The organism is Escherichia sp. TW09308 (assembly GCF_000208565.1).
Lineage (GTDB): Bacteria > Pseudomonadota > Gammaproteobacteria > Enterobacterales > Enterobacteriaceae > Escherichia > Escherichia marmotae.
Window position 1 is genome coordinate 1,270,239 of record NZ_AEME01000001.1, and the last position, 13,382, is coordinate 1,283,620.

Below are 13,382 nucleotides of genomic sequence, written 5' to 3' on the forward strand. Positions count from 1 at the left end.
AGCGCCATTTTTATTGATGCGCGGGAAGGAAATCCCTACGCAAACGTTTTCTTTTTCTGTTAGAATGCGCCCCGAACAGGATGACAGGGCGTAAAATCGTGGGACACATATGGTCTGGATTGATTACGCCATAATCGCGGTGATTGCTTTTTCTTCTCTGGTTAGCCTGATCCGCGGCTTTGTTCGTGAAGCATTATCGCTGGTGACATGGGGTTGTGCGTTCTTTGTCGCCAGTCATTACTACACTTACCTGTCAGCCTGGTTTACGGGCTTTGAAGACGAACTGGTTCGAAATGGGATTGCCATCGCGGTACTGTTTATCGCTACGCTTATCGTTGGCGCTATCGTGAACTTCGTGATAGGTCAGTTGGTGGAGAAAACGGGGTTGTCAGGCACCGATCGGGTGCTGGGCGTCTGTTTCGGTGCGTTGCGCGGCGTATTGATTGTTGCCGCTATTCTTTTCTTTCTCGACTCCTTTACCGGAGTGTCGAAAAGCGAAGACTGGAGCAAATCACAGCTGATCCCACAGTTCAGTTTTATCATCAGATGGTTTTTTGATTATCTGCAAAGCTCGTCAAGTTTCTTGCCCAGAGCGTAAGTGCTCTGAGATGTGGCTTAACGAGGAAAAAGACGTATGTGCGGTATTGTCGGTATCGCCGGTGTTATGCCGGTTAACCAGTCGATTTATGATGCCTTAACGGTGCTTCAGCATCGCGGTCAGGATGCCGCAGGCATCATCACCATTGATGCCAATAACTGCTTTCGTTTGCGTAAAGCGAACGGTCTGGTGAGCGATATATTTGAAGCTCGCCACATGCAGCGTTTGCAGGGCAATATGGGCATTGGTCATGTGCGTTACCCTACGGCTGGCAGCTCCAGCGCTTCTGAAGCGCAGCCGTTTTACGTTAACTCTCCATATGGCATCACGCTTGCCCATAATGGCAATCTGACTAACGCTCACGAGTTGCGTAAAAAGTTGTTTGAAGAAAAACGCCGCCACATCAACACCACTTCTGACTCGGAAATTTTGCTTAATATCTTCGCCAGCGAACTGGATAACTTCCGCCACTATCCGCTGGAAGCCGATAACATTTTCGCCGCCATTGCCGCCACTAACCGTCTGATCCGTGGCGCATATGCCTGTGTGGCGATGATTATCGGCCACGGTATGGTTGCTTTCCGCGATCCTAACGGCATTCGTCCGCTGGTGTTGGGAAAACGCGATGTTGATGACAATCGCACAGAATATATGGTTGCCTCTGAAAGCGTTGCGCTCGATACCCTGGGCTTTGAGTTCCTGCGTGACGTCGCACCGGGCGAAGCGATTTACATCACTGAAGAAGGGCAGTTGTTTACCCGTCAGTGTGCCGACAATCCGGTCAGCAATCCGTGCCTGTTCGAGTATGTTTACTTTGCCCGCCCGGATTCGTTCATCGACAAAATTTCCGTTTATAGCGCCCGCGTTAATATGGGCACCAAGCTTGGCGAAAAAATTGCCCGTGAATGGGAAGATCTGGATATTGACGTGGTGATCCCGATTCCGGAAACCTCCTGCGATATCGCACTGGAAATCGCTCGCATTCTGGGTAAACCGTACCGCCAGGGCTTCGTGAAAAACCGCTACGTTGGCCGTACCTTTATCATGCCGGGCCAGCAACTGCGCCGTAAGTCTGTTCGTCGTAAACTGAACGCCAACCGCGCTGAGTTCCGCGATAAAAACGTTCTGCTGGTCGATGACTCCATCGTCCGCGGCACCACCTCTGAGCAGATTATCGAGATGGCGCGTGAAGCCGGAGCGAAGAAAGTGTATCTCGCCTCTGCCGCGCCGGAAATTCGTTTCCCGAACGTTTATGGTATTGATATGCCGAGCGCCACGGAACTGATCGCACACGGTCGTGAAGTGGATGAAATCCGCCAGATCATCGGTGCTGATGGGCTTATCTTCCAGGATCTAAACGATCTGATCGAAGCCGTTCGCGCTGAAAATCCGGATATTCAGCAGTTCGAATGCTCGGTGTTTAATGGCGTCTATGTCACCAAAGACGTTGATCAAGGCTACCTCGATTTCCTCGATACTTTACGTAATGACGACGCTAAAGCAGTGCAACGTCAGAACGAAGTTGAAAACCTGGAAATGCATAACGAAGGATAATACCTTCGTTCAGGGTGCCGGTCTGGCACCCTGACTTGCAACTCCCGCCGAAATCCTGCAAAGTCTGCCTGCAAGTCTGACAGGGCAATTATCTATGAAACGACTCATTGTAGGCATCAGCGGTGCCAGCGGCGCGATTTATGGCGTACGTTTATTACAGGTTCTGCGTGATGTCGCAGATGTTGAAACGCATCTGGTGATGAGCCAGGCAGCGCGCCAGACTTTATCCCTCGAAACGGATTTTTCCCTGCGCGAAGTTCAGGCATTAGCCGATGTCACCCATGATGCGCGCGATATTGCCGCCAGCATCTCTTCCGGGTCTTTCCAGACGTTGGGGATGGTGATTTTACCCTGTTCAATCAAAACCCTTTCCGGCATTGTCCATAGCTATACCGATGGTTTACTGACCCGAGCAGCAGATGTGGTACTGAAAGAGCGTCGCCCACTGGTGCTCTGCGTGCGTGAAACGCCGCTGCACTTAGGACACTTGCGTTTAATGACTCAGGCTGCGGAAATTGGTGCGGTAATTATGCCTCCCGTTCCGGCGTTTTATCATCGTCCGCAATCGCTTGATGATGTGATAAATCAAACGGTTAACCGTGTACTTGATCAGTTTACGATAACCCTTCCCGAAGATCTCTTTGCCCGCTGGCAGGGCGCATAACTTTGCTGTTGCCCTGTTTCGGGGCAATTTTGCAACCGTGATCAAATCCTCGACATTTTGTTCCTGCCATTGAATCGAAACGCTGCGATTCAACCGGCATACCTGCTATCTTCAACTTTAGGACAATAATGCAACGTCTTATTAACATATTTAACGTTGGATGTTTGAGCTGTTGTCAAGATGGCATAAGACCTGCATGAACGAGCCTGCAAACACACAACACAACACAATACACAACATAAAAAAGCCATTTCACTTGAGGGTTATGTATGAAGAAGTCGATTCTTGCTCTGTCTTTGTTAGTCGGTCTGTCCGCAGCAGCTTCCAGCTCTGCGGCACTGCCGGAGACGGTACGTATCGGAACGGATACCACCTATGCGCCGTTCTCATCGAAAGATGCCAAAGGTGACTTTGTTGGCTTTGATATCGATCTGGGTAACGAGATGTGCAAACGCATGCAGGTTAAATGTACCTGGGTTGCCAGTGACTTTGATGCGCTGATCCCGTCACTGAAAGCGAAAAAAATCGATGCCATTATTTCATCGCTCTCTATTACTGATAAACGTCAGCAGGAGATTGCCTTCTCCGACAAGCTGTATGCCGCGGATTCTCGTTTGATTGCAGCTAAAGGTTCACCGATCCAACCAACGCTGGATTCGCTGAAAGGTAAACATGTCGGTGTGCTGCAAGGCTCCACCCAGGAAGCGTACGCCAATGACAACTGGCGCAGTAAAGGCGTCGATGTGGTGGCCTATGCTAACCAGGATTTGGTCTATTCCGATCTGGATGCAGGTCGTCTGGATGCCGCTCTGCAGGATGAAGTCGCTGCCAGCGAAGGTTTCCTCAAGCAACCCGCCGGTAAAGAGTTCGCCTTTGCTGGTTCATCAGTGAAAGACAAAAAATACTTCGGTGATGGTACAGGTGTAGGGCTACGTAAAGATGATGCCGAACTGAAAGCCGCCTTTGATAAGGCGCTTGGCGAACTGCGTCAGGATGGCACTTACGACAAGATGGCGAAAAAGTATTTCGACTTTAATGTCTATGGTGGCTGATACGTCGCAGGGAAGTAGCGCCTGATGGGGAATCATCATGGTGCATTCCAGGTTTGTTGCACTATCGTGGTGCATTAAAATGCATACTTAAGCAATTTTAATGAAAAATAATACGACTAACTGGCCTGGATATTTTGCCTTGTTGGTCAATTTTATGGCACGATAACTGTAACAAACCTGTAAATATTCCCTATAAAAAGACTGTCAGTTGAGGACATTATGAAAAAACTGGTGCTATCGCTCTCTCTGGTTCTGGCCTTCTCCAGCGCAACCGCTGCGTTTGCTGCTATTCCGCAAAATATCCGTATCGGCACCGATCCAACCTATGCACCATTTGAATCAAAAAATTCACAAGGCGAACTGGTTGGCTTTGATATTGATCTGGCGAAGGAGTTGTGCAAACGCATCAATACGCAATGTACCTTTGTTGAGAATCCGCTGGATGCGTTAATTCCGTCATTAAAAGCGAAGAAGATTGACGCCATCATGTCATCACTTTCCATCACGGAAAAACGTCAGCAGGAAATTGCCTTCACCGACAAACTGTATGCTGCCGATTCTCGTCTGGTGGTGGCGAAAAATTCTGACATCCAGCCGACAGTAGAATCGCTGAAAGGCAAGCGGGTAGGGGTATTGCAGGGCACCACCCAGGAGACATTTGGTAACGAACACTGGGCTCCCAAAGGCATTGAAATCGTCTCTTATCAGGGGCAGGACAATATTTACTCAGACCTGACTGCCGGACGTATTGATGCCGCGTTCCAGGATGAAGTTGCCGCCAGTGAAGGTTTCCTCAAACAGCCAGTCGGTAAAGATTACAAATTCGGTGGTCCGTCTGTTAAAGATGAAAAACTGTTTGGCGTAGGCACCGGCATGGGGCTGCGTAAAGAAGATAACGAACTGCGCGAGGCACTGAACAAAGCCTTTGCTGAAATGCGCGCTGACGGTACTTACGAGAAATTAGCGAAAAAGTACTTCGATTTTGATGTTTATGGTGGCTAATCGCCATCGGTGAAAGAAAGCCCGCTCCCTTCGAGGCACCGGAGGGAGATAAGAGGCGGTAAATTCACCACACACAACAGGACAGGCAGCATGTTGTATGGGTTTTCAGGTGTAATTTTACAGGGGGCGCTCGTCACGCTGGAGCTGGCTATCAGCTCTGTAGTGCTCGCTGTAATTATCGGTCTTATTGGCGCTGGCGGTAAGCTTTCGCAAAATCGGTTATCGGGACTGATTTTCGAAGGCTATACCACGCTGATACGCGGTGTGCCGGATTTAGTGTTAATGCTGCTGATATTCTACGGTTTGCAGATCGCGCTAAACACGGTGACGGAGGCGATGGGCGTCGGACAGATTGATATCGACCCGATGGTCGCCGGTATTATAACCCTGGGGTTTATCTACGGCGCTTACTTCACCGAAACGTTCCGCGGCGCGTTTATGGCGGTGCCGAAAGGGCATATTGAGGCGGCAACAGCATTCGGCTTTACCCGTGGGCAAGTGTTTCGGAGGATTATGTTCCCGGCGATGATGCGTTACGCCCTACCGGGGATTGGCAACAACTGGCAGGTCATTCTTAAATCAACGGCTCTCGTTTCGTTACTCGGACTGGAAGATGTGGTGAAAGCCACTCAACTGGCAGGCAAAAGTACCTGGGAACCATTCTATTTCGCCATCGTCTGTGGCGTGATTTATCTGGTTTTTACCACCGTTTCCAATGGTGTGCTGCTGTTCCTTGAGCGCCGCTACTCCGTGGGTGTGAAGAGGGCTGACCTGTGATCGAAATCTTACATGAATACTGGAAACCGCTGCTGTGGACTGACGGTTATCGCTTTACCGGTGTGGCGATCACTCTCTGGTTGCTGATTCTGTCGGTGGTGATGGGGGGGATTCTGGCGCTGTTTCTGGCGATTGGGCGCGTCTCAAGTAATAAATACATTCAGTTTCCCATCTGGTTATTTACTTATATTTTTCGCGGTACGCCGCTGTATGTTCAGTTGCTGGTGTTCTATTCCGGCATGTACACGCTGGAGATTGTTAAAGGCACCGAGTTCCTTAACGCCTTTTTCCGCAGTGGCCTGAACTGTACCGTGCTGGCATTGACGCTCAACACCTGTGCTTACACCACTGAGATTTTTGCCGGGGCGATCCGGTCGGTGCCGCATGGGGAAATTGAAGCTGCCAGAGCCTATGGTTTCTCAACCTTTAAAATGTATCGCTGCATTATTTTGCCGTCGGCACTGCGTATTGCATTACCGGCCTACAGCAACGAAGTGATTCTGATGCTGCACTCTACTGCGCTGGCGTTTACTGCCACGGTGCCGGATCTGCTGAAAATTGCCCGCGATATCAACGCCGCCACGTATCAACCTTTTACTGCCTTTGGCATTGCCGCGGTGCTCTATTTAATCATCTCTTATGTCCTGATCAGTCTCTTTCGCAAAGCGGAAAAACGCTGGTTGCAGCATGTGAAACCTTCTTCAACGCACTGAGAATACGATGTCCGAGAATAAATTAAACGTTATCGATTTGCACAAACGCTACGGCGAACACGAAGTGCTGAAAGGCGTTTCACTGCAAGCGAACGCCGGGGATGTGATCAGTATCATCGGATCGTCGGGATCGGGGAAAAGTACCTTTCTGCGCTGTATTAACTTCCTCGAAAAACCGAGCGAAGGCGCGATCGTGGTTAACGGGCAGAACATCAATCTGGTGCGCGATAAAGACGGCCAACTCAAAGTTGCCGATAAAAATCAGCTACGTTTACTGCGCACGCGCCTGACGATGGTGTTTCAGCACTTCAATCTCTGGAGCCATATGACGGTGCTGGAAAACGTCATGGAAGCGCCGATTCAGGTGTTGGGGCTGAGCAAGCAGGAAGCACGCGAGCGGGCAGTGAAATATCTGGCGAAAGTTGGCATAGACGAACGTGCGCAGGGGAAATACCCGGTGCATCTTTCCGGTGGTCAGCAACAGCGTGTTTCCATTGCACGGGCGCTGGCAATGGAACCGGAAGTTTTGCTGTTTGATGAACCTACCTCAGCGCTCGATCCAGAGCTGGTAGGCGAAGTTCTGCGCATTATGCAGCAACTGGCGGAAGAGGGGAAAACCATGGTGGTGGTGACTCATGAAATGGGCTTTGCTCGCCATGTCTCTACCCACGTCATTTTTCTCCATCAGGGGAAAATAGAAGAAGAGGGGACGCCGGAACAGTTATTTGGCAACCCGCAAAGCCCGCGTCTGCAACAGTTCCTTAAAGGATCACTGAAATAATTGCCTCTCCGGCGGCTAATGCCGCCAGAGTATTTTCAAGGCTAATTTGCGAGTTAGCTTCCATTGAAATGTATATATTTCAGCCTACTTAAAATACTTCTGAATTCGTTGTCCAAATATAAAAACTGCCTACTGCATTGGTTATAAAGGGTAGTTATTGTCTCGTCCTCTTAAATTTGATGGGTGACGGAACGCCATGACAATATCGACCACTTCCACGCCGCATGATGCGGTATTTAAATCCTTTTTACGCCATCCAGATACAGCACGAGATTTTATTGATATTCATCTTCCAGCACCGCTGCGCAATCTGTGTGATTTAACAACGTTAAAACTGGAACCAAACAGTTTTATTGATGAAAACCTGCGACAATATTACTCCGACGTCTTGTGGTCAGTGAAAACACAGGAGGGGATGGGGTATATTTATGTCGTCATTGAACACCAAAGTAAGGCGGAAGAATTAATGGCTTTTCGCATGATGCGTTATTCCATCGCGGCGATGCAAAACCATCTGGATGCGGGCTATAAAGAACTTCCTTTGGTGATCCCAATGCTGTTTTATCATGGTTGCAGAAGTCCTTATCCTTATTCTCTCTGCTGGCTTGATGAATTTGCAGAACCTGCGATTGCCCGCAAAATTTACTCATCGGCTTTTCCGTTGGTAGATATTACTGTAGTGCCGGATGACGAGATTATGCAACACCGTAAAATGGCATTGCTGGAGTTAATTCAGAAACATATTCGCCAGCGCGACTTATTGGGGTTAGTGGAGCAAATAGTTTCTCTTTTAGTTACAGGGAACACTAATGACAGGCAGCTACAAGCACTGTTTAATTACGTTTTACAAACGGGGGATGCCCAGCGGTTCCGTACATTTATAGGTGAGATAGCGGAACGAGCACCGCAAGAAAAGGAGAAACTGATGACTATTGCTGACAGATTACGTGAAGAGGGCGCAATGCAGGGCAAACATGAAGAAGCTCTGCGTATTGCTCAGGAGATGCTGGAGAGAGGTTTAGACAGAGAGTTAGTTCTGATGGTAACCCGACTTTCGCCAGATGAGCTTCTGGCGCAAAGTCACTGATCCAGTAAACCCCGAGGCTACCTGGCGGATGTTCGCGGCAAAGCGTATCAGCGAACAACATCCGCCAGCGCTTCGTCTAAATCGTACCAGCGAAAAGCGAACCCCGCTTCTTCCAGCCTTTTTGGCAGCGCACGTTGTCCGCCCAATACCAGAACCGATGATTCCCCCATCAGCAAGCGAATGGCTGCGGCAGGGACGCGCATAATCGCCGGGCGATGCAGTGCATGGCCTAGCGCGTGGGCAAATTGTTCATTGTGTACCGGATATGGCGAAACCATATTAAATGGTCCCCGCAGATCGTTATCCAGCAGCCAGAGAATACCGTTAACCATATCATCAATATGAATCCAGGGCAGATACTGCCGACCGGAGCCAATCGGACCTCCCAGACCAAGGCGAAACGGTGGCAGCATTTTGCTGAGGATACCGCCATCTGGTGCCAGCACCACACCGGTTCGTAGCAGGCATACTCGTGTTTTGTCACTTTGTGCCCGACAAGCTATTTCTTCCCAGCGGGCACAGAGTTTATGGGTAAATTCGTTATGCGGCGGTTCTTCTTCGGTGACCACCACTTCACCTAAATCGCCATAATATCCCGCCGCCGAGCCTGAAATAAGCACTGACGGCGGCGAGTCACTGGCGTTAATCAAATCCACCAGTTTTTGCGTGATATTCCAGCGACTTTGACAGAGGAGATCTTTTTGCTCGTGAGTCCAGCGTTTATCAGCAATGGGTTCACCAGCCAGGTTGACCACCACATCCACGCCGTTGAGATTGCGTTGATCGGCAAGCCCTTGCCATAGTGTCACCTGAGGGCCGAGGACGGAGCTGGCTTTCTGCGGAGTACGCGTCACCACCGTGACCAGATGCCCCAAATCCAGCAAACGAGGGATTAAATGACGACCAATTAATCCCGTCCCTCCGGTGATCACTATATTCATGCAGCCTCCCGATATGGCGGTTAACGCTGCCAGCTCAAGGTCATTGATACCGAATCGGCGTAGCGCAGCGCGTGAAGTTTATCGATCTCCACTTCAGCATACGTCACCCAGTGATGTTCACGTGCGATATCGAGCACATCCTGAGTTAATTTTTCCAGCAAAGAGAAACGGTTATTCTCTACATGCTGAATGATGTTTTTAGTAATGGTGCGATAATTCAGCGCGTCGTTAATATCTTCGCTGGTGCGCGCTTTATCGGGCGGGGTAGTGGATCGTAACGTTGATAACAATATCCTGACGGTTGTTAATCTCTTCGTCTTTAATTCCGATAAACGTACGTAAACGAAGGTTCTTTATACGAATAATAGCGGCAGGTTGTGCCATTGCAGGTTCTCCGTTGTTTTATTTAGGATTAAATAATACACGAGAACCCGGTTCTGTTAACTATTCGAAATCTCATCATTTACTTGCGCTTTTAGCAGCGCCTGCCCGGTAGCAGGACGCGAACGGATTCGCTCATACCAGTTTTTTACTGCCGGATACATCGCGAGGTCAATGCGCTGGCGAGCCCAGGCATTGACCCACGGCCAGCAGGCAATATCTGCAATGCTGTAGTTTTCTCCGCCCAACCAGGGGGAGTTTTCCAACCGCTTATTCAGTACGTGATAGAGACGTTGGGTTTCAACCTGATAACGTTCAATTGCGTAAGGAATGCTTTGTGGTGCAGCGTGGTTAAAATGATGATTTTGCCCGAGCATCGGCCCCAGGCCGCCAACCTGCCAGAATAACCACTGTAATGTGGCGGCGCGTTCACGCGGTTCATGGCTCAAAAAGAGTCCTGTTTTCTCTGCCAGATACAACAAAATAGCCCCCGACTCAAACATGCTTAATGGTTTGCCGCCGTCAATTGGGGAGTGATCGACAATTGCCGGAATTTTATTGTTCGGTGAAATGCGCAAAAACTCCGGGCGAAACTGACTGCCTTTACCGAGGTCAACTTTGATTAAGCGATAATCCAGCCTTGCCTCTTCGAGAAACAACGTGATTTTGTGACCATTCGGTGTGGGGGCGAAATAGAGATCGATCATCGCAGCTCCGGTTATCTAATAATCTGAACATCTCAAGTATAGAAACCGTGGCGACTTGTGTGAGTTTTCATCACGTAACGGTGACAAAAAGGCTCTATAGTTTGATAGCAAGCCCATTTATCGCTGAGGACATAATGAGTAAACCCGCTATCACGCTTTGGTCAGATGCCCATTTTTTCTCCCCTTATGTGTTATCCGCCTGGGTGGCGTTGCAGGAAAAAGGTCTGCCTTTTCATATGAAGACCATCGACCTCGACAGCGGTGAACATTTGCAGCCGACGTGGCAAGGTTATGGGCAGACACGGCGCGTGCCGTTGTTACAAATTGATGATTTTGAGTTGAGTGAATCCTCTGCCATTGCAGAATATCTGGAGGACTGTTTTGCGCCGCCGACCTGGGAGCGTATTTATCCGCTTGATTTACAACACCGGGCGCGGGCACGGCAGATTCAGGCCTGGCTACGCAGCGATCTGATGCCCATCCGCGAAGAACGTTCTACGGATGTCGTTTTTGCCGGTGCGAAGAAAGCGCCACTATCGGCAATGGGAAAAGCCAGCGCGGAGAAACTGTTCGCGATGGCAGAACATTTACTGGCGCATGGTCAGCCGAATCTGTTTGGCGAATGGTGTATTGCGGATACTGATTTAGCGTTAATGATTAATCGTCTGGTACTACATGGTGATGAGGTGTCGGAACGTCTGGTGGATTATGCGGCATTCCAGTGGCAGCGGGCTTCAGTTCAGCGTTTTATTGCACTTTCAGCAAAGCAATCTGGCTGATAGCAACGACAGAATCCAGTATCATAGCTTACGTTTTTTCGACGAGGAGTGAGTGATGAAACTGATGTTTGCATCGGACATTCATGGGTCGTTACCGGCGACGGAACGTGTTCTGGATTTATTTGCCCAAAGCGGTGCCCAGTGGTTGGTGATTCTCGGAGACGTGCTGAATCATGGTCCGCGAAACGCCCTGCCTGAAGGGTATGCGCCAGCCAAAGTAGCCGAACGGCTGAATGAGATGGCGCATAACATTATCGCCGTGCGCGGCAACTGCGACAGCGAAGTGGACCAAATGCTACTGCATTTCCCGATAACCGCGCCGTGGCAACAGGTGTTACTGGAAAAACAACGTCTGTTTTTGACGCATGGCCATCTGTTTGGCCCGGATAATCTGCCTGCTTTAAACCAGAACGACGTGCTGGTGTATGGTCATACCCATCTACCAGTAGCGGAAAAGCGGGGGGATATTTTCCACTTTAACCCCGGTTCGGTAAGCATTCCGAAAGGCGGCTATCCGGCGAGTTATGGCACGCTGGATGATGACGTACTAAGCGTAATCGCACTCAATGATCAAAGTATCATTGCGCAGGTCGCGATTAATCCGTAATTTACCCCACAACTCAAAATGCGCCGTAAGAGCGCCAGAAAAAGAAGGTTTCCTGATAATGGAACAGCGTCGTTTGGCAAGTACTGAATGGGTGGATATTGTCAATGAAGAGAACGAAGTCATTGCACAAGCCAGCCGGGAACAAATGCGGGCACAGTGTCTGCGCCATCGTGCAACTTACATCGTTGTGCATGATGGTATGGGCAAAATTCTTGTGCAGCGTCGTACCGAGACAAAAGACTTTTTACCCGGCATGTTAGATGCGACCGCAGGTGGCGTGGTCCAGGCCGATGAACAACTGCTGGAATCCGCACGTCGCGAGGCGGAAGAAGAGTTGGGCATTGCCGGAGTCCCCTTTGCCGAGCACGGGCAGTTCTATTTCGAAGATAAAAATTGCCGTGTCTGGGGCGCGTTATTCAGTTGTGTCTCCCACGGTCCTTTCGCTCTCCAGGAAGATGAAGTCAGTGAGGTTTGCTGGCTGACGCCGGAAGAAATTACCGCACGTTGCGATGAGTTCACACCTGACTCGCTGAAAGCCCTGGCATTGTGGATGAAGCGCAATGCCAGGAATGAAGTAGAAACGAAAGAAGATCCAGAAGAGGCTTAATAAGTTTCAGCAGCTTTCACGTAAACACAAACTGGGAGCGATGAGTACCTGATCGCTCCAGTTACCTTCTCTAATTCGTTCCAGCAAAGCCTTTCCTGCCTCCAGACCAATTTTCCTGTGAGGAACGGCCATTGTTGTTAATGGTGGTTGGCAAACTTTACTAACGTCACTGTCACCAAATCCCACTACGGCGAGATCGTCTGGTACTTTGATGCGTCTTCGTTGACATTCATACAGAACACCGCAGGCCAACTCATCTGACACACATACCAGGGCATCCAGTTCCGGCCATGCGAGTAAAAATTCCGGTAATTGTGATGCTCCGGTGGAAAAAACCGGTGGCAGAGCAGCGTTAATAACACGGTTGGGAGACATATGATGGCGTAACATAGCTTTATACCATCCCTGTAAATGCTGCTGAAAGATCCACTGTTCCTGGTTGGCGCATAGCAAACCGATATTCTGATAACCACGTTGTACCAGCATATCCGTCAGTTCAAACATTGCTGCGACATTATCAATGCCAATGTTCATATCAATCGGATCGGTACGAATGGCACCGATTTCCATAACGGGAATCGAGGCATTTTTGAGCCAGTTACGCACGGTATTATTATGCTCAACACTGAGCAAAATCGCTGCGGCGATATTAGAAGCCAGCAGAGTTTCCAGCAGTTTTTCTTCTTGCTCCAGACGATGGCGTGACTCAGCCAGGATTATCTGATATCCCGCTGGTTGTAGTACATGTTGCAGCCCGGCAAACATTTCCGTGCATCCTGCTTCAGCCAGGTTTGGTACGACCATTGCAATCGTGTGCGAAGATGCCGATGCCAGCGCGCTTGCAGTGAGGTTGGGCATGTACCCTAATTCATTAACTGCGGCTTCAATCTTCTCCCGCAGTTTATCGGAAACTTGTTCGGGAGTGCGTAACGCTCTGGATACAGTCATTGTGCCAACTCCTGCGAGTTGCGCGACATCGGCGATAGTGACTTTACCAGTACTACGACGTTTTCGGGTTATTGCCATACAAAATCCTGCTCAGCGACTACATATGGAGATCTTTTTTTACTTATCATCAACGGCTTCCTGTTGGTAGCAGAGTATACCCCTTAATTTCTGGTAGAAGTTTGGA

At 49.5% G+C, this 13,382-nt stretch carries 15 protein-coding genes and 1 pseudogene; 12 read left to right on the top strand and 4 right to left on the bottom strand.

Translation table 11 applies throughout. The annotated features are described in order from the left end of the window. Positions 1–109 precede the first annotated feature (109 nt). From cvpA to rpnB, 9 genes are all read left to right on the top strand, one after another. Positions 110–598, top strand: coding sequence for a colicin V production protein (gene cvpA, locus ESM_RS0106145; RefSeq protein WP_000262105.1), 489 nt, complete (start codon positions 110–112; stop codon positions 596–598). A gap of 36 nt (positions 599–634) precedes the next feature. Next, positions 635–2,152 carry an amidophosphoribosyltransferase gene (purF, locus tag ESM_RS0106150; protein ID WP_000334207.1) on the top strand — a complete coding sequence of 506 codons (1,518 nt, stop codon included), beginning with the start codon at positions 635–637 and terminating at the stop codon, positions 2,150–2,152. Between the two features lie 94 nt (positions 2,153–2,246). Continuing rightward, complete coding sequence (ubiX, locus tag ESM_RS0106155) at positions 2,247–2,816, top strand: flavin prenyltransferase UbiX (protein WP_000825693.1); 570 nt, start codon at positions 2,247–2,249, stop codon at positions 2,814–2,816. Between the two features lie 269 nt (positions 2,817–3,085). Beyond that, the gene (gene argT / locus ESM_RS0106160; protein ID WP_000748242.1) at positions 3,086–3,868 is read left to right on the top strand and encodes a lysine/arginine/ornithine ABC transporter substrate-binding protein ArgT; all 783 of its coding nucleotides are present in this window, start codon (positions 3,086–3,088) and stop codon (positions 3,866–3,868) included. Between the two features lie 219 nt (positions 3,869–4,087). Beyond that, entirely contained in the window at positions 4,088–4,870 is a 783-nt protein-coding gene (gene hisJ, locus ESM_RS0106165) for a histidine ABC transporter substrate-binding protein HisJ (RefSeq protein WP_000737621.1), read from the top strand. 90 nt (positions 4,871–4,960) lie between these two features. Next, the gene (gene hisQ, locus ESM_RS0106170; protein WP_000965518.1) at positions 4,961–5,647 is read left to right on the top strand and encodes a histidine ABC transporter permease HisQ; all 687 of its coding nucleotides are present in this window, start codon (positions 4,961–4,963) and stop codon (positions 5,645–5,647) included. Then, positions 5,644–6,360 carry an ABC transporter permease gene (locus tag ESM_RS0106175; RefSeq protein ID WP_000569965.1) on the top strand — a complete coding sequence of 239 codons (717 nt, stop codon included), beginning with the start codon at positions 5,644–5,646 and terminating at the stop codon, positions 6,358–6,360. The genes hisQ and ESM_RS0106175 overlap by 4 nt, the downstream gene beginning before the upstream one ends. A 7-nt stretch (positions 6,361–6,367) precedes the next feature. Beyond that, positions 6,368–7,141 carry a histidine ABC transporter ATP-binding protein HisP gene (gene hisP, locus ESM_RS0106180; RefSeq protein WP_001293593.1) on the top strand — a complete coding sequence of 258 codons (774 nt, stop codon included), beginning with the start codon at positions 6,368–6,370 and terminating at the stop codon, positions 7,139–7,141. A 196-nt stretch (positions 7,142–7,337) separates the two neighbouring features. Next, positions 7,338–8,228, top strand: a complete 891-nt coding sequence (gene rpnB / locus ESM_RS0106185; protein WP_000156158.1) for a recombination-promoting nuclease RpnB — start codon at positions 7,338–7,340, stop codon at positions 8,226–8,228. A gap of 47 nt (positions 8,229–8,275) precedes the next feature. On the opposite strand, the gene ESM_RS0106190 is transcribed toward rpnB, so the two are convergent. The 3 genes and pseudogenes from ESM_RS0106190 to yfcG form a co-directional block, all read right to left on the bottom strand. After that, complete coding sequence (locus ESM_RS0106190) at positions 8,276–9,169, bottom strand: TIGR01777 family oxidoreductase (protein ID WP_001028302.1); 894 nt, start codon at positions 9,167–9,169, stop codon at positions 8,276–8,278. Positions 9,170–9,189: 20 nt separating this feature from the next. After that, positions 9,190–9,553, bottom strand: a pseudogene (folX, locus tag ESM_RS01000000124195) (dihydroneopterin triphosphate 2'-epimerase). A 56-nt stretch (positions 9,554–9,609) separates the two neighbouring features. Beyond that, positions 9,610–10,257 carry a GSH-dependent disulfide bond oxidoreductase gene (gene yfcG / locus ESM_RS0106200; protein ID WP_000566507.1) on the bottom strand — a complete coding sequence of 216 codons (648 nt, stop codon included), beginning with the start codon at positions 10,255–10,257 and terminating at the stop codon, positions 9,610–9,612. Between the two features lie 134 nt (positions 10,258–10,391). On the opposite strand from yfcG, the gene yfcF reads away from it, so the two are divergent. From yfcF to yfcD, 3 genes are read left to right on the top strand one after another with little or no spacing between them, the layout of a single operon-like run. Beyond that, on the top strand, positions 10,392–11,036 hold the full coding sequence (gene yfcF / locus ESM_RS0106205; RefSeq protein WP_000042426.1) for a glutathione transferase: 645 nt from the start codon (positions 10,392–10,394) through the stop codon (positions 11,034–11,036). Between the two features lie 55 nt (positions 11,037–11,091). Next, positions 11,092–11,643 carry a phosphodiesterase gene (yfcE, locus tag ESM_RS0106210; RefSeq protein WP_001516787.1) on the top strand — a complete coding sequence of 184 codons (552 nt, stop codon included), beginning with the start codon at positions 11,092–11,094 and terminating at the stop codon, positions 11,641–11,643. Between the two features lie 58 nt (positions 11,644–11,701). Next, entirely contained in the window at positions 11,702–12,250 is a 549-nt protein-coding gene (gene yfcD / locus ESM_RS0106215) for an NUDIX hydrolase YfcD (RefSeq protein WP_000437936.1), read from the top strand. Positions 12,251–12,256: 6 nt separating this feature from the next. Here the strand turns inward: yfcD and ESM_RS0106220 are convergent, their stop codons facing one another. After that, entirely contained in the window at positions 12,257–13,276 is a 1,020-nt protein-coding gene (locus ESM_RS0106220; RefSeq protein WP_001516786.1) for a LacI family DNA-binding transcriptional regulator, read from the bottom strand. Positions 13,277–13,382: the final 106 nt, after the last annotated feature.